22 protein-coding genes and 1 other RNA gene are annotated in these 22,676 nt (G+C 70.7%); 16 read left to right on the top strand and 7 right to left on the bottom strand.

Annotated elements, in window-relative coordinates:
* The first annotated feature begins 22 nt into the window (after positions 1 to 22).
* On the top strand, positions 23 to 712 hold the full coding sequence (locus BXA03_RS19430) for a S4 domain-containing protein (protein ID WP_076510850.1): 690 nt from the start codon (positions 23 to 25) through the stop codon (positions 710 to 712).
* 62 nt (positions 713 to 774) lie between these two features.
* On the opposite strand, the gene rnpB is transcribed toward BXA03_RS19430, so the two are convergent.
* Positions 775 to 1,093: RNase P RNA component class A (rnpB, locus tag BXA03_RS19425), an RNA gene on the bottom strand.
* 123 nt (positions 1,094 to 1,216) lie between these two features.
* Here rnpB and cysK point away from each other — a divergent pair.
* The 4 genes from cysK (at position 1,217) to BXA03_RS19405 (ending at position 5,497) form a co-directional block, all read left to right on the top strand.
* Positions 1,217 to 2,137 (top strand): cysteine synthase A, encoded by a 921-nt coding sequence (gene cysK / locus BXA03_RS19420; protein WP_076510955.1) that lies wholly within the window; start codon positions 1,217 to 1,219, stop codon positions 2,135 to 2,137.
* Positions 2,138 to 2,212: 75 nt separating this feature from the next.
* Entirely contained in the window at positions 2,213 to 3,916 is a 1,704-nt protein-coding gene (locus BXA03_RS19415; protein ID WP_076510849.1) for an NAD(P)/FAD-dependent oxidoreductase, read from the top strand.
* An 8-nt stretch (positions 3,917 to 3,924) separates the two neighbouring features.
* A complete protein-coding gene (locus BXA03_RS19410; protein ID WP_234983755.1) occupies positions 3,925 to 4,467 on the top strand; it encodes a VUT family protein in 543 nt (180 codons plus the stop codon).
* 55 nt (positions 4,468 to 4,522) lie between these two features.
* Positions 4,523 to 5,497 (top strand): ProQ/FINO family protein, encoded by a 975-nt coding sequence (locus BXA03_RS19405; RefSeq protein ID WP_083716188.1) that lies wholly within the window; start codon positions 4,523 to 4,525, stop codon positions 5,495 to 5,497.
* 181 nt (positions 5,498 to 5,678) lie between these two features.
* Here the strand turns inward: BXA03_RS19405 and htpX are convergent, their stop codons facing one another.
* The 4 genes from htpX to pyrC are packed head-to-tail and all read right to left on the bottom strand — an operon-like array spanning position 5,679 to position 9,431.
* The gene (gene htpX / locus BXA03_RS19400) at positions 5,679 to 6,560 is read right to left on the bottom strand and encodes a protease HtpX (protein ID WP_076510848.1); all 882 of its coding nucleotides are present in this window, start codon (positions 6,558 to 6,560) and stop codon (positions 5,679 to 5,681) included.
* Positions 6,557 to 7,399 (bottom strand): DUF3025 domain-containing protein, encoded by an 843-nt coding sequence (locus BXA03_RS19395; RefSeq protein ID WP_076510847.1) that lies wholly within the window; start codon positions 7,397 to 7,399, stop codon positions 6,557 to 6,559. Before BXA03_RS19395 ends, htpX begins: the two co-directional genes overlap by 4 nt.
* Positions 7,396 to 8,400 (bottom strand): NYN domain-containing protein, encoded by a 1,005-nt coding sequence (locus BXA03_RS19390; RefSeq protein WP_076510846.1) that lies wholly within the window; start codon positions 8,398 to 8,400, stop codon positions 7,396 to 7,398. The genes BXA03_RS19395 and BXA03_RS19390 overlap by 4 nt, the downstream gene beginning before the upstream one ends.
* Complete coding sequence (gene pyrC, locus BXA03_RS19385; protein WP_076510845.1) at positions 8,397 to 9,431, bottom strand: dihydroorotase; 1,035 nt, start codon at positions 9,429 to 9,431, stop codon at positions 8,397 to 8,399. The genes BXA03_RS19390 and pyrC overlap by 4 nt, the downstream gene beginning before the upstream one ends.
* A 77-nt stretch (positions 9,432 to 9,508) precedes the next feature.
* On the opposite strand from pyrC, the gene BXA03_RS19380 reads away from it, so the two are divergent.
* The 8 genes from BXA03_RS19380 (at position 9,509) to BXA03_RS19345 (ending at position 18,639) form a co-directional block, all read left to right on the top strand.
* A complete protein-coding gene (locus BXA03_RS19380; RefSeq protein ID WP_083716187.1) occupies positions 9,509 to 10,333 on the top strand; it encodes an IclR family transcriptional regulator in 825 nt (274 codons plus the stop codon).
* 164 nt (positions 10,334 to 10,497) lie between these two features.
* A complete protein-coding gene (locus tag BXA03_RS19375; RefSeq protein ID WP_076510844.1) occupies positions 10,498 to 12,168 on the top strand; it encodes an ABC transporter substrate-binding protein in 1,671 nt (556 codons plus the stop codon).
* A gap of 42 nt (positions 12,169 to 12,210) precedes the next feature.
* Positions 12,211 to 13,164: an ABC transporter permease gene (locus BXA03_RS19370; RefSeq protein ID WP_076510843.1), complete on the top strand. Its 954-nt coding sequence runs from the start codon at positions 12,211 to 12,213 to the stop codon at positions 13,162 to 13,164.
* A gap of 4 nt (positions 13,165 to 13,168) precedes the next feature.
* Positions 13,169 to 14,062: an ABC transporter permease gene (locus tag BXA03_RS19365; protein WP_076510842.1), complete on the top strand. Its 894-nt coding sequence runs from the start codon at positions 13,169 to 13,171 to the stop codon at positions 14,060 to 14,062.
* Positions 14,059 to 15,093 (top strand): ABC transporter ATP-binding protein, encoded by a 1,035-nt coding sequence (locus BXA03_RS19360; RefSeq protein ID WP_200803405.1) that lies wholly within the window; start codon positions 14,059 to 14,061, stop codon positions 15,091 to 15,093. The genes BXA03_RS19365 and BXA03_RS19360 overlap by 4 nt, the downstream gene beginning before the upstream one ends.
* A gap of 14 nt (positions 15,094 to 15,107) precedes the next feature.
* Positions 15,108 to 16,133, top strand: coding sequence for an ABC transporter ATP-binding protein (locus BXA03_RS19355; protein WP_234983754.1), 1,026 nt, complete (start codon positions 15,108 to 15,110; stop codon positions 16,131 to 16,133).
* Positions 16,134 to 16,148: 15 nt separating this feature from the next.
* On the top strand, positions 16,149 to 17,330 hold the full coding sequence (locus BXA03_RS19350) for an amidase (RefSeq protein ID WP_076510840.1): 1,182 nt from the start codon (positions 16,149 to 16,151) through the stop codon (positions 17,328 to 17,330).
* 13 nt (positions 17,331 to 17,343) lie between these two features.
* Positions 17,344 to 18,639 (top strand): Zn-dependent hydrolase, encoded by a 1,296-nt coding sequence (locus BXA03_RS19345; RefSeq protein ID WP_076510839.1) that lies wholly within the window; start codon positions 17,344 to 17,346, stop codon positions 18,637 to 18,639.
* On the opposite strand, the gene BXA03_RS19340 is transcribed toward BXA03_RS19345, so the two are convergent.
* The gene (locus tag BXA03_RS19340) at positions 18,617 to 19,123 is read right to left on the bottom strand and encodes a metallophosphoesterase family protein (RefSeq protein ID WP_234983752.1); all 507 of its coding nucleotides are present in this window, start codon (positions 19,121 to 19,123) and stop codon (positions 18,617 to 18,619) included. The two genes, BXA03_RS19345 and BXA03_RS19340, sit on opposite strands and share 23 nt — an antisense overlap.
* A gap of 101 nt (positions 19,124 to 19,224) precedes the next feature.
* On the opposite strand from BXA03_RS19340, the gene BXA03_RS19335 reads away from it, so the two are divergent.
* The 3 genes from BXA03_RS19335 to BXA03_RS19325 are packed head-to-tail and all read left to right on the top strand — an operon-like array spanning position 19,225 to position 22,186.
* The gene (locus tag BXA03_RS19335; RefSeq protein WP_076510838.1) at positions 19,225 to 19,791 is read left to right on the top strand and encodes a TRAP transporter small permease; all 567 of its coding nucleotides are present in this window, start codon (positions 19,225 to 19,227) and stop codon (positions 19,789 to 19,791) included.
* Complete coding sequence (locus BXA03_RS19330) at positions 19,788 to 21,086, top strand: TRAP transporter large permease (protein WP_076510837.1); 1,299 nt, start codon at positions 19,788 to 19,790, stop codon at positions 21,084 to 21,086. Before BXA03_RS19335 ends, BXA03_RS19330 begins: the two co-directional genes overlap by 4 nt.
* Before the next feature lie 53 nt (positions 21,087 to 21,139).
* Positions 21,140 to 22,186, top strand: coding sequence for a DctP family TRAP transporter solute-binding subunit (locus tag BXA03_RS19325; RefSeq protein ID WP_076510836.1), 1,047 nt, complete (start codon positions 21,140 to 21,142; stop codon positions 22,184 to 22,186).
* 6 nt (positions 22,187 to 22,192) lie between these two features.
* Here the strand turns inward: BXA03_RS19325 and BXA03_RS19320 are convergent, their stop codons facing one another.
* A complete protein-coding gene (locus BXA03_RS19320) occupies positions 22,193 to 22,576 on the bottom strand; it encodes an HdeA/HdeB family chaperone (RefSeq protein ID WP_076510835.1) in 384 nt (127 codons plus the stop codon).
* Between the last annotated feature and the right edge of the window lie 100 nt (positions 22,577 to 22,676).

Raw genomic sequence — 22,676 nt, 5'->3', positions numbered from 1 at the left:
GGGCGCGGCATCTGCGGCACCCATGAGGGATGACGACGGCGAGCGCCTGGCCAAGCGCGTGGCGGCCCTGCGCGGCTGCTCGCGGCGCGATGCCGAAATGCTGATCGCCCAGGGCGCGGTGCGCATCGACGGCCTGCCGGCCGTCGCGCCGCAGCAGCGCGTCACACCAAGCCAGCAGGTAGAGGTCGACGAACAGGCCCAGCCGCGTCCCTTGCCACCGGCCACGCTGCTGTGGCACAAGCCCGCCGGCGCGCGCGCCGATGCGCAGGACTGGGCCGTCGACCAGCGTGTCGATGCCCATCCGCAGGCGCCGACGGCACCGGGCCTGTTCATGCAGCAGCACTGCGCCGCTGCGCTGGGCGATGCGGCCAGCGGGCTGGTCGTCCACACGCAGGTTCGCGGCGTCTGGCGCCGGCTGGTGGACGAGGCGGGGCTGGTGGAACACGAATTCCTGGCCGAGGTGCAGGGCGAGCCGCAGCCGGCGCAGCTGGCGGCGCTGCGTCCTGCCGCCGCCAGCCTGGCGCGCCAGGGTGGCGGCACCACGGGACTTCGCCTCGTGATCGGCGGCGCCGACGCGCACCGCATCGCCGAACTGTGCGACCGGGCCGGCCTTCGGCTGGTCGGCCTGCGCCGCCTGCGCATCGGGCGCGTGCCGCTGGCAGGGCTGGCGCCGGGACAGTGGCGCCTGCTGCGGGCCAGCGAGCGCTTCTAGCGCGCCCAACGGCCGCAACAAAGAAGAAACGCCAGCAAGCTGGCGTTTCGTGAGGGTGTAAGTTGTGAAGCGCGCCGATACGCCGGATTCTGTGCACCGCGGTTGCCCGCGGCGTGACCGCCATCTGTCTGGGCCGCCGGTCACCCGGACGGCTCGATGCTACCTACCCGTGAACTCAGCGGGCCGCCTCGACGTTCACCTACTTGGTATTGCTGCGCGCAGAGATTGCCCGTTTCACCCGAACTGAATCGGCTCGTCTCTGTTGCTCTGATCCTCACCTCGCGGTGGGGAGCCGTTAGCTCCTGCGCTGCCCTGTGCAGTCCGGACGTTCCTCCAGTGCCGCCTTTCGGCGATTGCACCAGCGGCGGTCTGGCGTGCTTCACGGGCGCGATTATCCGCGACGCCCGCACATCGGCCGCCGGACGACATCGGCCATCACCGAATCTGGCCACAATGCGCCGTTCGATCCTGTACGCCCGCACCTTCCAAGGAGATGACGACGCCATGAAAGCCAGCAGCATCCTCGACACCATCGGCCGCACGCCGCACGTGCGCATCAACAAGCTCTTCGGCAATGCCACGCAGCAGGTGTGGATCAAGTCCGAGCGCGGCAATCCGGGCGGCTCCATCAAGGACCGCATCGCCCTGGCCATGATCGAGGACGCCGAGAAGTCCGGGGCCCTCAAGCCCGGCGCCACCATCATCGAGCCCACCTCCGGCAACACCGGCGTCGGCCTGGCCATGGTGGCGGCCGTCAAGGGCTACAAGCTGGTGCTGGTGATGCCCGAGAGCATGTCCATCGAGCGCCGCCGCCTGATGCTGGCCTACGGCGCCAGCTTCGACCTGACGCCCAAGGAAAAGGGCATGAAGGGCGCCATCGCCCGCGCCGAGGAACTGGTGGCCAGCACGCCCGGCGCCTGGATGCCGCAGCAGTTCAACAACCCCGCCAACGTCGACGTGCACGTGCGCACCACGGCCGAGGAGATCGCGGCCGACTTCCCCGACGGCATCGACGCCATCATCACCGGCGTGGGCACCGGCGGGCACATCACCGGCTGTGCGCAGGTGCTCAAGAAGAAGTGGCCCAAGCTCAAGGTCTTCGCCGTGGAGCCCGTGGCCTCGCCCGTGCTGTCCGGCGGCAGCCCGGCGCCGCACCCGATCCAGGGCATCGGCGCCGGCTTCGTGCCGCAGATCATGAAGACCGACCTGCTCGACGGCATCATCCAGGTCGATGCCGAGCCGGCGCGCGAAATGGCGCGCCGCTGCGCCCGCGAGGAAGGCATGCTGGTCGGCATCTCCTCCGGCGCCACGCTGGCCGCCATCGCCCAGAAGCTGCCCGATCTGCCGGCCGACGCGGTGGTGCTGGGCTTCAACTACGACACCGGCGAGCGCTACCTGTCGGTGGAGGGCTTCCTGCCGGCCTGATCGGCCATCGGGCGGCATCGGCGACAATCGCGACCTTCCTCTCCGCCCTGCCCGATCACCACGGGCCCCGCGCCGATGATCCGTCTTTCCGAACTCAAGCTTCCCCTCGACCCCGCGCCCGAGGCGCTGCCGGCCCTGATCGCCGCCACGCTGGGCGTCGCGCCTGCCGACATCGCCACGCACACGGTGCACAAGCGCAGCTTCGATGCGCGCAAGGCCGAGCTGCTCACCGTCTACATCGTGGACGTGGCGCTGGCCGACCCGGCCGGCGAGGCTGCGCTGCTTGAGCGCCACGCCAAGAACCCCCACATCCAGCGCGCGCCCGACATGCGCTACGTGGCGCCGGTGCGCGCGCCCGAGGGCGGGCTGCGGCCCGTGGTGGTCGGCTTCGGGCCCTGCGGCATCTTCGCGGCGCTGCTGCTGGCGCAGATGGGCTTCCGGCCCATCGTGCTGGAGCGCGGCAAGGCCGTGCGCGAGCGCACGCAGGACACCTGGGACCTGTGGCGACGCAAGAACCTGCATCCGGAGTCGAACGTGCAGTTCGGCGAGGGCGGCGCCGGCACCTTCTCCGACGGCAAGCTCTACAGCCAGATCAAGGACCCGCGCCACCTCGGCCGCAAGGTGCTCAACGAATTCGTCAAGGCTGGCGCGCCCGAGGACATCCTGTGGGAGGCGCATCCGCACATCGGCACCTTCCGCCTGGTGAAGATGGTCGAGACCATGCGCGCCGAGATCATCGCCCTGGGCGGCGAGATCCGCTTCCAGCACCGCGTGACCGACCTGCAGGTCGAAGGCGGCCGGGTGCGCGGTGTCACCGCCATCGACCAGGCCAGCGGCCAGGTGCACGAGCTGCGCGCCGACCATGTGGTGATCGCCCTGGGCCACAGCGCCCGCGACACCTTCGGCATGCTGCACACCCGCGGTGCGCCCATCGAGGCCAAGCCCTTCTCCATCGGCTTTCGCGCCGAGCATCCACAGGGGCTGATCGACCGCGCCCGCTGGGGCCGGCATGCGGGCCATCCGGCGCTGGGCGCAGCCGAATACCGGCTGGTGCACCACGCCAACAACGGCCGTGCCGTCTACAGCTTCTGCATGTGCCCGGGCGGCACGGTGGTGGCCGCGACCAGCGAGCCCGGCCGCGTGGTGACCAACGGCATGAGCCAGTATTCGCGTGCCGAACGCAATGCCAATTCGGGCATCGTGGTGGGCATCGAGCCACGCGACTATCCGACCGACTACCAGCACCTGCCCCTGTCGCCCGAGCTGCAGGAGGCCGCACGCGGCAAGCCGCATCCGCTGGCCGGCATCGAGCTGCAGCGGCGACTGGAGTCGCAGGCCTTCGTGCTCGGCGGCAGCGACTACTGCGCGCCGGCCCAGCTGCTGGGCGACTTCGTGGCGGGCCGGCCCTCCACCGCGCTCGGCGAGGTGGTGCCCAGCTACAAGCCGGGCGTGCTGCCCGGCGACCTGCACGCCGCCCTGCCCGGCTACGCGATCGAGGCCATGCGCGAGGCCTTCCCGGCCTTCGCGCGCAAGCTGCCCGGCTACGACCTGCACGATGCTGTGCTGACCGGCGTGGAGACGCGCACCTCCTCGCCCATCCGCATCGCCCGCGACGGCGAGACGCTGCAGTGCCCCGGCCTGGCCGGCCTGTACCCGGCCGGCGAGGGCGCGGGCTATGCGGGCGGCATCCTGTCGGCCGGCGTGGACGGCATCAAGGTGGCCGAGGCCGTGGCGCGCGCCATCGCGGCCGAGGCCGAAGCGCAGCGGGTGCCGGCATGAACTTGCCCATGACCACCCCGATGTGGCGCTCGCTCGCGCCGGCCATCGCGGCCATGGCGATCGTGGTGCTTACCTCGAACGTGCTGGTGCAGTTCCCCATCAACGACTGGCTCACCTGGGGCGCCTTCACCTACCCGGCCGCCTTCCTGGTGAGCGAGGTGGTCAACCGGCTGCACGGGCCGGCCCTGGCCCGGCGCGTGGCCTGGGTCGGCTTCGCGGTGGCGGTGGCCATGTCGGCACTGCTCGCGCCGCCGCGCATCGCCGCGGCCTCGGGGCTGGCCTTCATCGCCTCGCAGTTGCTGGACATCGGCGTCTTCCACCGCCTGCGGCGCGGACGCTGGTGGCGCGCGCCGCTGGCCGCCACGCTGCTGGCCGCCGTGCTCGACACGGCCATCTTCTGGGGCGTGGCCTTCGCGGGCACGTCCGATCCGTGGCTCAGCTGGGCCGTCGGCGATCTGGCGGTCAAGCTGGCCGTCGGCGTGGGCATGCTGCTGCCCTTCCGGCTGCTGATCGCCCGCCAGCTGGCGGGCGGCCTGCGCGCCTCCTGCTGAGTCTTTTCCATCCTCTTGTTCACGCCTGCCCCGGCGCAGGCGCTTTGCGACCGATATGAGCGACCACAACGACACGCCGTTTCACGACACGCCCGCGCCTGCCGCGCCTTCGAACGCCGACGCTGCGCCGACCGCAAGCGACGCAGGTGCTGCGGAGTCGGCACCGGAAGCCGGTCTCACGCGCGGTGAACGCAGCCAACCCAGCGACGAGCGCAGCGAAGAACGCAGCGAAGAACGCAGCGAAGAACGCAGCCAGCGTCGCCGCCGCGGCGGCCGGGGCAAGGGCAGCGGCGCCGGACGACCGCCTGCCGCCGAGGGCGCGCAGACCGAGCGCCAGCCACAGGGACAGCGCCAGAACCAAGGCAAGGGCCAGAACGCGGCCCAGCGCAATGCGGGGCGCAAGGTGCATCCGCTGCTGGAGACGCTGGCCGGCCTCTACCCTCACCTGTTCGGCGCGCGCTTCCTGCCGCTCAAGCGCGGCATCTACGAGGACCTGCTGGCCCGCCATGCCGAGGTGCTGCCGGGCGACGAGCTGAAGGTGGCGCTGGGCCAGCATGCGCGCTCCACCCGCTACCTGGACGCCATCGCCAACCGCGTGCCGCGCCACGACCTGGACGGCCAGCCGGTGGAGGAACTGGCGCCCGACCACGTGCACCATGCCATCGTCGAACTCTTCAAGCGCCGGCAGGGCCGCACGCAGGAAGACCTTCGACCGCAACTGGTCGCCCGCCTGGCCGACGCCATCGGCGCCAGCGGCCTGGAGCGCATGGACTATGTGCAGCAGGTGCGCGTGGCGCAGCCGGATGCCCTGGCCCTGATCGATGAAGCCTTCACCGAGCACGGCCGCCGACTGGCCCGGCGCGAAGCGCTGCAGCGCGCCTTCGAGGCCAGCGGCCAGCCCACGGTCGAGGCCTTCGCCGCCATGTACGGCATGGACCTGGGCGAAGCGCGGCGGGTGCTGGGCAAGCAGCCCGGCAAGGGCGCGGCCGCTGCTGCTCCCGCGGCAAGCGAAGCGCCCAGCGAGGCCTGATCAGGTGCGAACGGCCGGGCGCCACGCAGCGCCTGGGCCGAGAAGTGCGCCGCCGGGCCAACGCGCGCAGAACCCACGACATGCGCAAGGCGTCCGACGCCCACCCATGAAAAAGGCGCCTCCGACGGAGGCGCCTTTCTTTTGGTCGGAGGCCCAAGGCGCGCGCCCCGGCCCCGCTGCATCAACCCTGCTGCGCAGCCTGCAGCGCCGCGATGCGCTCTTCGATGGGCGGGTGCGTGGCGAACAGCTTGCCGATGCCGCCGGTGATGCCCATGGCCTCGACGGCCTTGGGCAGTTCGCCGGCGGGCAGGCCGCCCAGGCGGGCCAGGGCGTTGATCATGGGCTGCTTGCGGCCCATCAGCTTGGCGGCGCCGGCGTCGGCGCGGAACTCGCGCTGGCGCGAGAACCAGGCCACCACCATGGCGGCGGCGAAGCCCAGCACGATGTCCAGCACGATGGTCGTCACCATGTAGCCGATGCCGGGGCCGCTGTTCTCGCGGTCGTCGCCGCGGCGCAGGAAGCTGTCGACGAAATAGCCGATCACGCGGGACAGGAACACGACGAAGGTGTTCATCACGCCCTGGATCAGCGTCATCGTCACCATGTCGCCGTTGGCCACGTGCGCCACCTCGTGGCCGATGACGGCCTCGACCTCGTCGCGCGTCATGTTCTGCAGCAGGCCGGTGGAGACGGCCACCAGCGACGAGTTCTTGAAGGCCCCGGTGGCGAAGGCATTGGGCTCGCCTTCGAAGATGCCGACCTCGGGCATGCCGATGCCGGCCTGGTCGGCGAACTTGCGGACGGTGGCGACGATCCAGGCCTCGTCGGGCGACTGCGGCTCGTTGATGATGCGCACGCCGGCGCTCATCTTGGCCATGGGCTTGGAGATCAGCAGCGAGATGATCGCGCCGCCGAAGCCCATGATGAGCGCGAAGCCGAGCAGCGCGCCGAGGTTGAGGCCGTTGGACGTCAGGTAGCGGTTGACGCCCAGCAGGCTGGCGACGACGCCGAGGACGGCGACCACCAGGACGTTCGTGAGCACGAACAGGAAGATGCGTTTCAAGTCGGTTTCTCCGTGGGAGGAAGGGACGCCGTGAAGTTGGGGGCCCCCCGGCCCGCTTCAAGCATCACGGCATGCCGCACTGTTGTAAGTTGTTCTGGGTCTGCAGCGCGGCGAGGTCGGAAGACCTCCGAGTCATCATAAAAGCAAAAGTTCGCGTTCCCCGGGTGCCAGCCGGGGACGCCGGCCACGGGCAGCGGGGTGAAGGGCTTGCGCGCGAGCCAGTCGGCAGCCAGCGCGTCGGACAGGCGCCCGTCGTCGGCCGGCAGCGAGGGGTCGTGCGCGTCCGGGCCGAGCAGCAGGTGCGCCGTGGCGGACTTCTGGCCGGCCACCAGCTTCTCCATCAGCGCATGGCCGAAGACCGTGAGGCGTGCCTCGGTCCACAGTGGCCGCAGGTCGATGAAGGCCCGGCGCCAGTCGCGCGCCTGCAGGGCGGCCCAGAGGACGGGCGGCGCCTGCAGCACCGCGCCGTGCTCGTCGAACAGCGTGATGGCATCGCGCAGGCGGCCGCGTACCGGGCCGATGCCGCGCGCCGCGATCTCGCCCGCCTGCAAGCGGTTGAGCTGGCGCTTGGCCGACGGAAAGCCGAGCCAGACCAGGCCGTTGAAGAAGTCGTGCAGGTTGTTGCGCGTCGGCACGCGGCCGGTGCGGTGGATGAAGGCTTCGTAGGGCTCATCCGGCGGCAGCGCCGACTGCGGCACGAAGGCGGGCTGCGGCAGGGCCGACACCGCCTGCAGCCCCTCGTGCACCGCCCGCATGGCGCCGTCCTGCGCCGGCTCGCCCCAACGGCGCCAGAAGGCCAGCCCAGGGTGGGCCCAGTCGATGGCCGGCAGCGGGCTCAACGGCCGGCCGCGCCCTTCCAGCGGATGCGATCGGGCTGGTGCAGCACCTGGAAGTCCGCGGGCAGCTTGTCGAAGAGCTTGATCGAACTGGCGTTCTTGCCCAGCACCCGCGCGGCGCGCAGGGCCTGGGCCACGTCGTTGAGGGCCACTTCGGCGCCACCACGCAGGGCGGGCACGGCGCCGAGGATGGCGTCGGCATCCACCAGGGCGTCCTGACGGCCCGAAGCCGTCTTGCGTGCGACGGCCTGAACCTCGGCCGGTGGCGCCGGTTCGATCACGCGCTCGCCGCGGGTGCCGGCGCTGCGCGTCTTCTTGGCGGCAGGGGACGCACTCGCCTTCTTCCTGGCGGGCGCCGCCGCTGGCGCGGGTGGCAGTGCCGGTGCCGGTAACGGCTGCATTGCCGGCGCCGGTGCGGGCGCCGACTCGGCCGCGGGGACGGCAGCGGCGCGGCGCGACGTCTTCCTGGCGGCGGGCGCCTTCTTCGCCGCCACCTTGCGTGCGGCAGGCGAACGGGCAGGCGCGGCCGACGGGCCGGCCACCGGCGCCTGGGGGGCGTCACCACCCTTGTGAACCAGGTCGATGAAATGGTCGTAGGCCGCCCGCGTCTCATCGCCCGTCTTGCCCTGCTGGCCGATGCCGCACACGCGGCAGCCCTTCTCGCGCAGGCGCAGCACCAGCGGGGCGAAGTCGGAGTCGGAGGACACCAGGTACACCACCTGCGGCCGCTCGGCGATGGCGAGGTCCAGCGCATCCACGGCCAGGGCGATGTCGGTGCTGTTCTTGCCCGCCGCCAGGTTGACCAGCGGCCGCATGCCCAGGCGCTTGAACAGGCCCTGGTGGCGCAATGCGACCTCGGGCGTGCAGTAGGCGCGGCGCACGTGCAGGTGGCCGTGCTCGACCAGCACGCGGCGCACGGCCTGTTCCATCACGTCGGCCGACACGTTGTCGGCGTCGACCAGCAGCATCACCTTGCCGCCGGACAGCGGCGCCGTCGTGCTCATGCCAGCCTCCAGCCGACCGTCTCGCCACCGCGCAGCGGCTTGAGCGTGGCCTCGCCGAAGGGCACCGTCTCGGGCAGCGTCCAGGCCTCGCGGCGCAGGGTGATGGTGCCGGTGTTGCGCGGCATGCCGTAGAAGTCGGGGCCGTGGAAGCTGGCGAAGCCTTCCAGCTTGTCCAGCGCGCCGGCGTTGTCGAAGGCCTCGGCATAGAGCTCGATGGCCGACAGGGCCGTGTAGCAGCCGGCGCAGCCGGTGGCGTGTTCCTTCAAATGCGCCGGATGCGGCGCGCTGTCGGTGCCCAGGAAGAAGCGCGGGCTGCCGCTGGTGGCGGCCTGCACCAGCGCCTGGCGGTGCTCCTCGCGCTTGAGGACCGGCAGGCAGTAGTAGTGCGGCCGGATGCCGCCGGTGAAGATGGCGTTGCGGTTGTAGAGCAGGTGGTGCGCCGTGATGGTGGCGGCCGTGTGGTCGCCACCCTCGTCGCGCACATAGTGCGCGCCCTCGCGCGTGGTCAGATGCTCGAACACGATGCGCAGCTCGGGGAAGTCGGCGCGCAGCGGGCGCAGCACGCGGTCGATGAAGACGGCCTCGCGGTCGAACAGGTCGATGGCCGGGTCGGTCACCTCGCCGTGCACCAGCAGCAGCAGGCCGTGCTTCTGCATGGCCTCGAGCGTGGCGTAGGTCTTGCGGATGTCGGTCACGCCGGCGTCGCTGTTGGTGGTGGCGCCGGCTGGATAGAGTTTGAGGGCGCGCACGCCCGCGGCCGCGGCGCGGGCGATCTCGTCGGGCGGCAGCTTGTCCGTGAGGTAGAGCGACATCACCGGCTCGAACTGCTCGCCCTCGGGCACGGCGGCCAGGATGCGGTCGCGGTAGGCCACGGCCTGCTCGGCGGTGGTCACCGGCGGGCGCAGGTTGGGCATGATCAGCGCGCGGCCCATCTGGCGCGCGGTGTGCGGCACCACGTCGCGCAGGGCGGCGCCGTCGCGCACGTGCAGGTGCCAGTCATCGGGTCGGGTGATCGTGAGGGTGTCGGTCATGGCGCGGGATTGTCCCATCGGCCCCGGCACGGGCCTTGCCTCGCGCAGAATCGATAGTCCCTATTCCCCTCGCCCCGATGGCCCCGCCAGCCCGACGCCCCCGCACCGCTACCGCCGCAGCCGCACCGGCCGCCGATGCGGCCGACCCGCTCTACAACCAGTCGCTGGAGAAGGGCCTGGCGGTGCTGTGCAGCTTCGACGCCGCGCACCGGACCATGACGCTGGCCGAGATCGCCGAGCGCACGGGCATGACCCGCGCCTCGGCCCAGCGCACGGTGCACACGCTGCAGGTGCTGGGCTATGTGGGCAAGGACGGCCAGACGCGGCGCTTCCGCCTGCTGGCGCGCAGCATGGACATCGGCTTCAACTACATCGCCAGCCATCCGCTGGTGCAGGCGGCCAACCCCTACCTGGCGCAGCTGGCCAGCGCCAGCGGCGAGACGGCCAGCCTCACCGAGCCACTGGACTTCGACATGCTCTACGTGGCGCAGCGCATGACGACGCAGTTCATCCCGGTGCTCACGCCGGTGGGCATGCGCATTCCCATGTACTGCACCAGCAGCGGCCGCGCCTGGATGAGCTGCCTGCCCGACGAGCAGGTGCGCGCGCTGCTGCAGGGCTCCACGCGCGTGGCCCGCACGCCGGCGACGCTGACTGGCATCGCCGCCATCCAGGCGCGCATCGCGGCCTGCCGCAAGCTGGGCTATGCGACCAACGACGAGGAACTGTTTCTCGGCGACATGGGCATCGCCGCACCCATCGTGGACCGGCGCGGGCGGCCGCATGGCGCGGTGCACGTGTCGCCGCCCACCAGCCGATGGACGCTGGAGGCGGCGCAGAAGAAGCTGGCGCCGATGGTGATCGAGTGCGCACGCGCCATTGCGAGCGCACTGCCGCACTGACCCCGCCGCACCACAGCCGCCCACCACGCACCCGCCGCGGTGCGGCCATGCACCGCGACGACGATGCATATCGACTATCGATACAAAAATAGCTATTACCGATTCATGCGGGCAGGCACGCGCTTTGCAATGCACAGGCATCTCTCAACCTTCGAGGCCGCTCCATGCCCTGCCCCGCCCGTCCGTCCTTCCGTGTCTCCGCCCTGCGCGCCAGCGCGCTGGCCGTCGCCCTTGCGCTGGGGCTCGGCGCCGCCCATGCGCAGGAGAAGGTGCTGCGCATCGCCATGACGGCCGCCGACATCCCGCGCACCTCGGGCCAGCCCGACCAGGGCTACGAGGGCAACCGCTTCACCGGCATCCCCATGTACGACAGCCTCACGCAGTGGGACCTGAGCTCGGCCACCAAGCCCAGCGTGGTGATCCCTGACCTGGCCGTGTCGTGGGCGGTGGACGCCAAGGACAAGACCAAGTGGCTCTTCAAGTTGCGCCCCGGCGTCAAGTTCCATGACGGCACGCCCTTCAACGCCGACGCCGTCGTCTGGAACGTGGGCAAGGTGCTCGACAAGGCCGCGCCGCAGTACGACCCCGCCCAGATCGGCGTCACCGCCTCGCGCATGCCCACGCTGCGCACCGCCCGCAAGGTGGACGACCTGACGGTGGAGCTGACCACCAGCGAGCCCGATTCCTTCCTGCCGATCAACCTCACCAACCTGTTCATGGCCTCGCCGGCCCACTGGCAGAAGAAGCTCGACGCCGTGCCGGCCAGCGTGACCGACAAGGCCGAGCGCGCCAAGCAGGCCTGGACCGCGTTCGCTGCCGATCCGTCCGGCACCGGCCCCTTCAAGGCTTCCAAGTTCGTGCCGCGCGAGCGTCTGGAGATGGTGAAGAACCCCGAGTACTGGGACGCCGCCCGCCGCCCGCAGATCGACCGCGTCGTGCTGCTACCGCTGCCCGAGGCCAACTCGCGCACCGCCGCCCTGCTGTCGGGCCAGGTGGACTGGATCGAGGCGCCCGCGCCCGATGCGCTGGCCACCATCAAGCAGCGCGGCTTCAAGGTCTATTCCAACCTGCAGCCGCACCTGTGGCCATGGCAGTTCTCGTTGCTGCCCGACTCGCCCTTCAAGGACCTCAAGGTGCGCCAGGCCGCCAACCTGTGCCTCAACCGCGCGGCCCTCAAGGAGCTGCTGGGCGGCATGATGGTCGAGGCCACCGGCATCGCCGAGCCGGGCGACCCGTGGCGCGGCCACCCCACCTTCCAGATCAAGTACGACGTGGCCGCCGGCCAGAAGCTGATGCAGCAGGCCGGCTACTCGGCCGCCAAGCCGGCCAAGGTGAAGGTGCAGACCTCGGCCTCGGGCTCCGGCCAGATGCAGCCGCTGCCCATGAACGAGTTCATCCAGCAGAGCCTGAAGGACTGCTGGTTCGACGTGGACTTCGACGTGGTGGAGTGGAACACCCTGTTCTCCGGCTGGCGCCTGGGCGCCAAGGACCCGGGCGCGCACGGTGCCCATGCCACCAACGTGAGCGCAGCCACCATGGACCCCTTCTTCGCCATGGTGCGCTTCGTCAGCACCAAGGCCCAGCCGCCGGTGGCGCAGAACTGGGGCTACTACAGCGACCCCAAGACCGACGCCCTGGTCGAGAAGGCCCGCACCAGCTTCGACGACAAGTCGCGCGACGCCGCCCTGGCCGAGCTGCATGCCCGCGTGGTGGACGAAGCGCCCTTCCTCTTCGTCGCGCACGACGTGGGCCCGCGTGCCATTTCGCCCAAGGTGCAGAACGTCATTCAGCCCAAGAGCTGGTTCATCGACATCGCCACGATGAAGATGCAGTGACGGCCCGCCGCCGCTTCACCGAGACGGCCTGAACGACCCGCCATGCTCGCCTACCTGCTCCGACGCATCCTCTACACCGTGCCCATCATGCTGGGCGTGACGCTGGTGTGCTTTGCCCTGGTGCACATCGCGCCGGGCGATCCGCTGGTGTCGGTGCTGCCGGCCGATGCCTCGGCCGAGCTGCAGGCCCAGCTGCGCTCGGTCTATGGCTTCGACCGGCCGCTGCCGGAGCAGTTCGTGCGCTGGGTCTGGCGGGCGCTGCATGGCGACCTGGGCCTGTCCATCGCCACCAGCCGGCCGGTGGCGGGCGAAGTGATGCGCGCCGTGGTCAACACGCTGCGGCTGGCAGTGCTGGCCACGGCCATCGGCTTCCTGCTCGGTTCGCTGTTCGGCTTCGTGGCGGGCTACTCCCGCAACTCCGTCATCGACCGCCTGGCCTCGCTGCTGTCGGTGCTGGGCGTGAGCACGCCGCATTACTGGCTGGGCATGGTGATGGTGATCGTGTTCTCGTCGCAGCTGATGTGGCTGCCCGCCACCGGCGCCGGGCCCGGCGGCTCCGGCGACTGGGCCTGGGACTGGGCCCATGTGCAGTTCATGCTGCTGCCGGCGCTGACCATGTCGGTCATCCCCATGGGCATCATCGCGCGCACGGTGCGGGCGCTGGTGGCCGAGTTGCTGGCGCAGGAATTCATCGTCGGCCTCAAGGCCAAGGGACTGACGCAGTTCGGCGTGTTCCGCCACGTGGTCAAGAACGCGGCGCCCACGGCGCTGGCGGTGATGGGCCTGCAACTGGGCTACCTGCTGGGCGGCTCGATCCTGATCGAGACCGTGTTCTCCTGGCCCGGCACGGGCTTCCTGCTCAACACCGCCATCTTCCAGCGCGACCTGCCGCTGCTGCAGGGCACGATCCTGGTGCTGGCGCTGTTCTTCGTGCTGCTCAACCTGGCGGTCGACGTGCTGCAGACGCTGCTCGACCCGCGCATCGCCCGGAGCTGAACCGATGTCCGCCGTTCTTTCCTCTCCCGCCGATGTTCAGCCGCTGCCGGCGCAGCGCACGCGCGGCTACTGGGCCTCGGTGGGTGCGCGCTTCGTGCACGACCCGGTCGCCATGGCCGCCGCCCTCGTGGTGCTGCTGCTGGTGCTGATGGCCATCCTCGGCCCCTGGATCGCACCGGCCGATCCGTACCAGTCCTCCATGTTCAAGCGCCTCAAGCCGGTAGGCACGCCCGGTCTGCCGCTGGGCAGCGACGAGCTGGGCCGCGACCTGCTGTCGCGCCTGATCGTGGGCGCGCGGCTGTCGCTCTTCATGGGCATCGCGCCGGTGCTGTGCGCCTTCGTGGTCGGCTCGGGCATCGGCATCCTGGCCGGCTATGCGGGTGGGCTGGTCAACACGGCCATCATGCGCACCATCGACGTGTTCTATGCCTTCCCCTCGGTGCTGCTGGCCATCGCGCTGTCGGGCACGCTGGGCGCGGGCATCACCAATTCGCTGATCTCGCTGACCATCGTGTTCATCCCGCAGATCGCGCGCGTGGCCGAGGCCGTGACCACGCAGGTGCGCGGGCGCGACTACGTGGAGGCGGCGCGCGCCTCGGGCGCCAGCGGCTTCACCATCGTGCGGGTGCATGTGCTGGGCAATGTGCTCGGGCCCATCTTCGTGTACGCGACCAGCCTGGTGGCGGTGTCGATGATCCTGGCCTCGGGCCTCTCCTTCCTCGGCCTGGGCGTGAAGCCGCCGGAGCCCGAATGGGGCCTGATGCTCAACACGCTGCGCACCGCCATCTATACGCAGCCGCTGGTGGCGGCCTTGCCGGGCGTGATGATCTTCATCACCTCCATCGCCTTCAACCTGCTCTCGGACGGCTTGCGCTCCGCCATGGACAACAAGGCATGACGATGCACGACGACGACGTGGGCGGCCCGGCGCAGCCGCTGCTCACCATCCGCGGGCTGCAGAAGCACTTCCCGCTCAAGAAGGACCTGCTGGGCCGCGCCGGTGGCGTGGTGCGCGCGGTGGACGGCGTGGACTTCGAGGTCCTCAAGGGCGAGACGCTGGGCGTAGTGGGCGAGTCCGGCTGCGGCAAGAGCACCACGGCCCGGCTGCTGATGCATCTGATCGCGCCGACAGCCGGCGAGGTGGTGTTCGACGGCCGCGTGGTCGGCTCGCGCGACCTGCCGCTCAATGACTTCCGGCGCCAGGTGCAGATGGTGTTCCAGGACAGCTATGCCTCGCTCAACCCGCGGTTGACCATCGAGGACTCGATCGCCTTCGGCCCGCAGGTGCACGGCGTGCGCCGGCGCGAGGCGGTGGAACGCGCCCGCGACCTGCTGGCCCGCGTGGGGCTGGAGCCCTCGCGCTTTGCAGAGCGCTGGCCGCACGAGCTGTCGGGCGGCCAGCGCCAGCGGGTCAACATCGCCCGCGCGCTGGCGTTGCAGCCGCGGCTGGTGATCCTGGACGAGGCCGTCTCGGCGCTCGACAAGTCGGTGGAGGCGCAGGTCATCAACCTGCTGCAGCAACTCAAGGCCGAGTTCGGCCTGACCTACGTCTTCATCAGCCACGACCTGCATGTGGTGCGCTACATGAGCGACCGCGTGATGGTGATGTACCTGGGCCAGGTGGCGGAGGTCGGCCCGGCCGATGCGCTCTACGACGAGCCGGCACACCCCTACACGCAGGCGCTGCTGTCCTCCATGCCCTCCATGGACCCGGACCGCCGCACCGAAGAGGCGCCGCTGGCCGGCGACCCGCCCAATCCCATCGATCCGCCTTCGGGCTGCCGCTTCCATCCGCGCTGCGACCATGCCGCGCCGGTGTGCAGCGAGCGTGCACCGGTGCTGCTGCCGGTCGCACCGCTTCGCGTGGCCCGCTGCCTGGTGCACGAGGCCGGCAGCGGCCATCCCCTGGCGCCGGCCCTGGCTGCATGACGCCCTCGACTGCCATGAACACGATGACCGACATGCAGGCCCCCCACGACCCGCTCGTGCGCGTGCACGACCTGACCGTCACCTTCACCGGCGGCCGCAAGCCCGTGCAGGCCGTCAGCGGCGTGAGCCTGGAGGTGCGCCGCGGCGAGGTGGTGGCGCTGATCGGCGAATCGGGCTCGGGCAAGAGCGTGACGCTGCGCACCCTGCTGCGCCTGCATCCCGCGCGGCGCACCCGCATCGGCGGGCAGGTTCAGGTGGCGGGCCGCGACGTGCTGGCGATGTCCGGCCGGGAGCTGTCGGCCTACCGCGGCAAGGTGGCGTCGATGATCTTCCAGGAGCCGCTGCTGGCGCTGGACCCGGTCTACCCCGTCGGCGCGCAGATCGTCGAGTCGCTGCGCCGGCACGAGGGCCTGGACAAGGCCGCCGCCCATGCGCGGGCCCTGGCCCTGTTTGAGCGCGTGCGCATTCCCAGCCCCGAACGCCGGCTGGCGGCCTATCCGCACGAGATGTCCGGCGGCATGCGCCAGCGCGCCATGATCGCGCTGGCCCTGGCCTGCAACCCGCAACTGCTGCTGGCCGACGAGCCCACCACCGCACTCGACGCCACGGTGCAGATCCAGATCCTGCTGCTGCTGCGCGAGCTGCAGCGCGACCTGGGGCTGGCAACGATCTTCGTCACGCACGACATCGGCGCCGCGGTGGAGGTGGCCGACCGCATCGCCGTCATGTATGCCGGCCGCATCGTGGAGGAAGGCTCGGCGCGCGAGCTGATCCACCGTCCGCGACACCCCTACACCATCGCCCTGCTGCGCAGCCGCGCCCATGGCGCCATGGACCGCGGCACGCCGCTGGGCACCATCGCCGGCGCGCCGCCGGACCTGGCCGCGCTGCCGCCGGGCTGCGCCTTCGCCCCCCGCTGCACGCTGGCCACCGAGGCCTGCCTGGAAGGCCAGCCGCGCGTCGTGCAGTTCGACCCGGGCCACCGCGCCCGTTGCAACCGCACCGACGAGACGGCCGGCCTGGCGCCCGCCCTCGCCTGACCACGCTCAAGACCCATGCCCCTGCACGACCCCGCCCACGCCTTCGTCCCCTATCCCGACACGCCGGTGGCGCATGCGGCCACCGGGCCGCTTTCGGGGCTGACCTTCGGCGTGAAGGACCTGTTCGACGTCGCGGGCTATCCCACCGGCGGCGGCAGCCCCATCGTGCTGGCCATGTCGGGAATCAAGACCCGCACCGCGCCCACGGTGCAGAAACTGCTCGACGCCGGCGCCGTGTTCGCCGGCAAGACGGTGACCGACGAACTCGCCTTCTCGATGAACGGCGACAACGCCCACTTCGGCGCGCCGGTCAACGGCGCGGTGCCGGGACGCATCAGCGGCGGTTCGTCCTCCGGTTCAGCATCGGCCGTGTCGAACCGCCTGTGCGACTTCGCGCTGGGCACCGACACCGGCGGCTCGGTGCGCGCGCCGGCCAACCACTGCGGGCTGTATGGCCTGCGCCCCACCCACGGCCGCGTGAGCCTGGAAGGCGCGCTGGACCTCGCCCCGAGCCTGGACACCTGCGGCTGGTTCGCCCGCGACATCGGCACCTTCGCCCGCGTGGCCGACGTGCTGCTCGATGCCGACCCGGCGCCGCTGCCCGCGGCGGCCCGCCTGCTGCGGCCCACCGACCTGTGGGCGCTCGCCACGCCCGACGCCGCCGACGCCCTGCAGCCCGCGCTGGCGCAGGTGGAGGCCGCCTTCGGCACCGCAATGCCCATCGAAGCGGCGCTGGAGAGCTTCGACGCGCTGTACTGGCACTTCCGCCACATCCAGGGCCGCGAGGCCTGGATGACCGACGGGCCGCTGATCGAGCGATTCGCGCCGCCGCTAGGCCCCGGCGTGAAGGAGCGCTTCGCCTTCTCGCGCGGCGTGAGCGATGCGCAGGTGGTCGAGGCGCAGGCCTTCCGTACGCGCTTCCGCGCTCACCTGGCCGCGCTGCTGGGCCAGGACGGCGTGCTGGTGATGCCCACCATGCCCGACATCGCGCCGCTGCGCAGCGACCCGGACTCGGCCCTGGAGGACTACCGCAACCGGTCCATCCGCCTGCTGTGTCTGGCAGGGCTCGCGGGCTTTCCGCAGCTGTCGCTGCCGTTCGCGCGCCGCGACGATGCACCGCTGGGCCTGTCGCTGTTGGGCCCCGCCGGCAGCGACCGCAGCCTGATTGCGTTGGCCGAACGGCTGGTGGCCCACTGAACCTGCACCCTTCATGACCATGACCACCGCTGTCCCCACCCGCTCGCTCGCCATCGACGGCGAACGCCTCTGGCAATCGCTGATGACGCTGGCGCGCATCGGCGCCACCGACAAGGGCGGCGTCTGCCGCCTGGCCCTGACCGACCTAGACCGCCAGGGCCGCCAGCTCTTCCTGCGCTGGGCGCAGGAGCTGGGCTGCAGCGTGCGCGTCGATGCCATCGGCAACCTCTTCGTGCGCCGCGAAGGCAGCGACCCCACGCGCCCCGCCGTCGCTACTGGCAGCCACATCGACACCCAGCCCACCGGCGGCAAGTTCGACGGCAACTTCGGCGTGCTGGCGGGCCTGGAGGTGCTGCGCACGCTCCAGGATGCGGGTATCCGCACCGTCGCGCCGCTGGAGGTCTGCGTGTGGACCAACGAGGAGGGCTCGCGCTTCGTGCCCGTGATGATGGGCTCGGGCGTGTATGCCGATGCCTTCACGCTGGACCATGCGCTGGCCGCGCGGGACCGCGACGGCATCTCGGTGGCCGATGCGCTGGCCGCCACCGGCTTTGCCGGCAGCGAGCCCGCGGCCGTGAGTGCCGGCGCGCCGCGCTTCGGTGCCTACTTCGAGGCCCACATCGAGCAGGGCCCGGTGCTCGAAGATGCGGACCTGCCGCTGGGCGTGGTCACCGGCGCGCTCGGCCAGCGCTGGTACGACGTGGTCGTGACCGGCCAGGAGGCCCATGCCGGTCCCACGCCCATGCGCCTGCGCCGCGACGCGCTGCAGGCCGCCACCGGCCTGATGCAGGCGGTGGTCGCCATCGCCATGGACGAGCAGCCGCACGGCCGCGGCACCGTGGGCTATGTGCAGGTGCATCCCAACTCGCGCAACGTCATCCCGGGCCGCGTCACCTTCACGGTGGACCTGCGCCATGGCGACGACGAGGGCCTCGCCCGCATGGACGCGCGCCTGCGCGCAGCCTGCGCCGCGCTGCAGACCGAGGGGCGCGTGAGCGTGTCGGTGGAGCAGACGGTGTACTTTCCGCCCGTGCAGTTCACGCCCACGCTGGTCGCTGCCGTGCGCGAGGGCGCCGAGCGCGCCGGCCTGCCGCACCAGGACATCGTGAGCGGCGCCGGGCACGACGCGGTCTACGTCGCGCGGGTGGCGCCGGCCGCGATGATCTTCGTGCCCTGCAAGGACGGCATCTCCCACAACGAGATCGAGGACGCGCGCCCCGAGCACCTGGCGGCCGGCTGCGACGTGCTGCTGCATGCCATGCTGGCGCAGGCGGGCATCGAAGGCGTCACACCTCCAGCAGCATCTTGATGCGTGCCTGCACCCGCCCCTCGCGCACCTGAAGCTCGGCCGCCGACACCGGCAGCTTGAAGCGCCGCGGCCCGGCGCTGCCCGGGTTCACGTAGAGCACGGAGCCACGCATCTCCACATGCGGCTTGTGCGAATGGCCCGTGATCACCACCTGCACACCGAGGGCCGGCGGCTCGGCCACCAGGTCGGCGATGTCGTGCACCACGCACAGCCGCATGCCGTGCAGTTCGCAGTCCAGCCGCGTGGGCAGGGCCTCGGCCCAGGGGCCGATGTCGTTGTTGCCGCGCACGGCCAGGGTGGGTGCGATGGCGTCCAGCGTCTGCAGCACGTCGGCGCCGCAGATGTCGCCGGCATGCACGATGGCGTCGCTGCCATGCAGCCATTCGAGCGCTTCGGGGCGCAGCAGGTTGTGGGTGTCCGAGATGAGGGCGATGCGGGGCATGGCCCGACTGTCGCCAATGTGCGTGTCGCCCGTGATCTTCATGGAAAGCCCCCATGGGCCCCAGGGGCGTCGACCCCTACGATCCGACCTCGTTTTCTCTCTCCCGGTGCGGCTCGCGCAAGGCCCGAGCGCCCCCGCCTGCCATGTCCTCCGCCCCCGAGCCCGGCGCCCAGCTGGACGCCGCCAGCCCCCTCCCCCCCGACATCGCCGCCGCCGACGAGCCCGTCAAGGTGACGCTGGCCATCGAGGACTGGGCCACCGTCATCATCATGGCGCTGCTGGCCTGCATCACCTTCGCCAATGTGCTGGTGCGCTACTTCACCGATTCCTCCTTCGCCTGGACGGAGGAGTTCTCGGTCTTCCTGATGATCCTGCTGGCCATGGTGGGCGGCTGCGCCGCCGTGGCGCGCGACCGGCACATCCGCATCGAGTACTTCAGCGAAGCGGGCTCCATGAATCGCCGCCGACGTCTCGCGCAGTTCGGCGCGGCCATGGTGGCGCTGCTGTTCTTCCTGATCGCGGCACTTTCGGTGCGCATCGTGTGGGACGACTGGCGTTTCGAGGAGACCTCGCCCGGCATCGGCGTGCCGCAGTGGTGGTACTCGATCTGGCTGCCCATCGTGTGCACCGGCATCGGCCTGCGTGCCGTGGGCCTGTTCACCCGCCGCGGCCGGCGCCTCGCCGATGGCGGCGAAGGGAGCGACGCATGATCGCCACCCTGCTCTTCGTCGGCTTCGTGGCCATGATGCTGATCGGCGTTCCGATCGGCGCGGCGCTGGGCCTGGCCGGCGCGGCCTGCATCGCGCTGGCCAATGCCGATGCGCAGTGGTTCGGCCTGCTGGCCGTGCCGCAGAACTTCTATGCGGGCCTGGGCAAGTACCCGCTGCTGGCCATCCCGATGTTCGTGCTGGTGGGCTCCATCTTCGACCGCTCGGGCGTGGCGCTGCGGCTGGTGAACTTCGCCATCGCCATCGTGGGCCGCGGGCCTGGCATGCTGCCGCTGGTGGCCATCGTGGTGGCCATGTTCCTGGGCGGCATCTCGGGCTCGGGCCCGGCCAATGCCGCGGCCGTGGGCGCGGTGATGATCGCGGCCATGTCGCGCGCCGGCTACCCGGCGGCCTACTCGGCCAGCGTGGTGGGCGCCGCGGCCGCCACCGACATCCTGATCCCGCCCTCGGTGGCCTTCATCGTGTATTCGGTGCTGGTGCCGGGCGCCTCGGTGCCGGCGCTGTTCGCGGCCGGCATGGTGCCGGGCATCCTGGCCGGGCTGGCGCTGATCATCCCCGCCGTGTGGATGGCCCGCAGTCACAAGATGGGCGCGCTGGAGGCCACGCTGCCCCGTCCGCCCTTCTGGCAGAGCCTGCGCGAGGCGGTGTGGGGCCTGGCGGCGCCGGTGCTCATCCTGGGCGGCATGCGGGCCGGCTGGTTCACGCCCACCGAGGCGGCGGTGGTGGCGGTGTTCTACGGTCTCTTCGTGGGCATGGCGATCCACCGCACCATCAAGGTCCGCGACCTGTTCCCCATCCTGCGCGAATCGGGCGAGCTGTCGGCGGTGATCCTGATCGTGGTGTCGCTGGCGGGCATCTTTGCCTATTCGCTCTCCACGCTGGGCGTGATCGACCCGGTAGCCAAGGCCATCGTCAATTCGGGCCTGGGCGAATACGGCGTGCTGTCGCTGGTCATCCTGATGCTGATCACGGTGGGCATGTTCCTGGACGGCGTGTCGATCTTCCTGATCTTCGTGCCGCTCTTGTGGCCCATCGTGCAGCACTACAACTGGGACCCGGTTTGGTTCGGCGTGCTGCTCACACTCAAGGTGGCGCTGGGCCAGTTCACGCCGCCGCTGGCCGTGAACCTGATGGTGTCCTGCCGCATCGCCGGCGTGCGCATGGAGTCCACCGTGCGCTGGGTGGGCTGGATGCTGTTCGCCATGTTCCTGGTGATGGTGGCCGTGATCATCTGGCCTCAGCTGGCGCTGTGGCTGCCCCGCTACCTGGGCTACTGAGCGCCTGATCGCCCGAGACCCCGCCCCGACAAGACAACCCAAGGAGACGAAGCATGACCCCATCCACCTTCCGCCGCAGCCTCATCGGCCTGGCCGCCGCCGCCGTGGCCCTGGCCACCTTCTCGACCGGCGCCGCCGCGCAGGCGGCCTACAAGGCCGAATACAAGATGTCGCTGGTGCTGGGCCCGCCCACGCCCTGGGGCATGGCCGGCAAGCTGTGGGCCGACATGGTCAAGGAGCGCACGCAGGGCCGCATCAACATCAAGCTCTATCCCGGCGTGTCGCTGATCCAGGGCGACCAGACGCGCGAGTTCAGCGCGCTGCGCCAGGGCGTGATCGACATGGCCGTGGGCTCGACCATCAACTGGTCGCCGCAGGTGAAGGAGCTCAACCTCTTCTCGATGCCCTTCCTGATGCCCGACTACGCCGCCATTGACGCGCTCACGCAGGGCGAGGTGGGCAAGGACATCTTCACCCGCCTGGACAAGGCCGGCGTGGTGCCGCTGGCCTGGGGCGAGAACGGCTTCCGCGAGGTGACCAACTCCAAGCGCCCGATCAGGACGCCCGAGGACTTGAAGGGCATGAAGCTGCGCGTGGTGGGCTCGCCCATCTATTCCGACACCTTCAGTGCGCTGGGCGCCAACCCGACGCAGATGAGCTGGGCCGATGCGCAACCGGCGCTGGCGAGCGGCGCGGTGGACGGGCAGGAGAACCCGCTGTTCCTCTTCACGGTGCTGAAGATGCACACGGTGGGCCAGAAGTACGTGACCACCTGGGGCTACGTGGCCGATCCGCTGATCTTCGTGGTCAACAAGGAGATCTGGGCCAGCTGGACGCCGGCCGACCAGGCCATCGTGCGCCAGGCCGCCATCGATGCCGGCAAGCAGGAGATCGCCCTGGCCCGCAAGGGCCTGACCGAGGCCGACAAGCCGCTGCTCAAGGAGATCGCCGGCATGGGCGTGACGGTGACCCAGCTCACGCCGGCCGAGCGCGAGGCCTTCGTCAAGGCCACGCGTCCGGTCTATGCCAAGTGGAAGGGCACCATCGGCGCCGGCCTGGTGGACAAGGCAGAGAAGGCCATCGCGGCGCGGCAGAAGTAAGGCGGCCTACTTGGCCTTGTGCATCCCGGCCCCATGCACGGGGTCGGAGGCCATGCTGCTGGCCATCACCTGCTTGTAGGCCGACTTGCTGAGGTTGATCTTGCAGTACTCGTCGAGTTGGGGCTTGATCCTCTCGACGGCGACTTCGTCGAAGACGGCCTCCTTCTTGCCGTGCGTGCCATGGCCCACGACGTAGTAGATGAACTTGGGCTTCACGGTCTCGTCGAGCGCCACGTAGTCGGAGCAGCGCATCTTGACGATGGGCTTGGCGGTGGCCGTGGCCTGCACCGGAGCGGGAGCAGCCGGGGCAGGCGGCGGCGTCTGCGCCATCGCGGCCGACGCGGCCAGGGTCGACAGGGTCAGGACGGAGAGGGCTGCGAGAACTTTCATGATGACACTCCTGAGGCAAGAACATGGGGTCGCGGCCGGCCACGATGACCGGCCACTTCCGCTTCCTATCGCCCCGCACCGCAGAGGTGGTGGGGCGATG

It is taken from the genome of Pseudacidovorax sp. RU35E, from assembly GCF_900156165.1.
GTDB lineage: Bacteria > Pseudomonadota > Gammaproteobacteria > Burkholderiales > Burkholderiaceae_C > Xenophilus.
This window is presented reverse-complemented; position numbering and strand designations above follow the sequence as displayed.

Excerpts from the sequence above, each read along its gene's own strand:
- BXA03_RS19335 (WP_076510838.1), top strand. The coding sequence starts at position 19,225 with ATGTCCTCCGCCCCCGAGCCCGGCGCCCAGCTGGACGCCGCCAGCCCC.
- BXA03_RS19365 (WP_076510842.1), top strand. The coding sequence starts at position 13,169 with ATGTCCGCCGTTCTTTCCTCTCCCGCCGATGTTCAGCCGCTGCCGGCG.
- BXA03_RS19405 (WP_083716188.1), top strand. The coding sequence starts at position 4,523 with ATGAGCGACCACAACGACACGCCGTTTCACGACACGCCCGCGCCTGCC.
- BXA03_RS19320 (WP_076510835.1), bottom strand. The coding sequence starts at position 22,576 with ATGAAAGTTCTCGCAGCCCTCTCCGTCCTGACCCTGTCGACCCTGGCC.
- cysK (WP_076510955.1), top strand. The coding sequence starts at position 1,217 with ATGAAAGCCAGCAGCATCCTCGACACCATCGGCCGCACGCCGCACGTG.
- pyrC (WP_076510845.1), bottom strand. The coding sequence starts at position 9,431 with ATGACCGACACCCTCACGATCACCCGACCCGATGACTGGCACCTGCAC.
- BXA03_RS19340 (WP_234983752.1), bottom strand. The coding sequence starts at position 19,123 with ATGAAGATCACGGGCGACACGCACATTGGCGACAGTCGGGCCATGCCC.
- BXA03_RS19355 (WP_234983754.1), top strand. The coding sequence starts at position 15,108 with ATGAACACGATGACCGACATGCAGGCCCCCCACGACCCGCTCGTGCGC.
- BXA03_RS19375 (WP_076510844.1), top strand. The coding sequence starts at position 10,498 with ATGCCCTGCCCCGCCCGTCCGTCCTTCCGTGTCTCCGCCCTGCGCGCC.
- BXA03_RS19350 (WP_076510840.1), top strand. The coding sequence starts at position 16,149 with ATGCCCCTGCACGACCCCGCCCACGCCTTCGTCCCCTATCCCGACACG.
- BXA03_RS19380 (WP_083716187.1), top strand. The coding sequence starts at position 9,509 with ATGGCCCCGCCAGCCCGACGCCCCCGCACCGCTACCGCCGCAGCCGCA.
- BXA03_RS19430 (WP_076510850.1), top strand. The coding sequence starts at position 23 with ATGAGGGATGACGACGGCGAGCGCCTGGCCAAGCGCGTGGCGGCCCTG.
- BXA03_RS19325 (WP_076510836.1), top strand. The coding sequence starts at position 21,140 with ATGACCCCATCCACCTTCCGCCGCAGCCTCATCGGCCTGGCCGCCGCC.
- BXA03_RS19390 (WP_076510846.1), bottom strand. The coding sequence starts at position 8,400 with ATGAGCACGACGGCGCCGCTGTCCGGCGGCAAGGTGATGCTGCTGGTC.
- BXA03_RS19330 (WP_076510837.1), top strand. The coding sequence starts at position 19,788 with ATGATCGCCACCCTGCTCTTCGTCGGCTTCGTGGCCATGATGCTGATC.
- BXA03_RS19370 (WP_076510843.1), top strand. The coding sequence starts at position 12,211 with ATGCTCGCCTACCTGCTCCGACGCATCCTCTACACCGTGCCCATCATG.
- BXA03_RS19345 (WP_076510839.1), top strand. The coding sequence starts at position 17,344 with ATGACCATGACCACCGCTGTCCCCACCCGCTCGCTCGCCATCGACGGC.
- BXA03_RS19415 (WP_076510849.1), top strand. The coding sequence starts at position 2,213 with ATGATCCGTCTTTCCGAACTCAAGCTTCCCCTCGACCCCGCGCCCGAG.
- BXA03_RS19360 (WP_200803405.1), top strand. The coding sequence starts at position 14,059 with ATGACGATGCACGACGACGACGTGGGCGGCCCGGCGCAGCCGCTGCTC.
- BXA03_RS19410 (WP_234983755.1), top strand. The coding sequence starts at position 3,925 with ATGACCACCCCGATGTGGCGCTCGCTCGCGCCGGCCATCGCGGCCATG.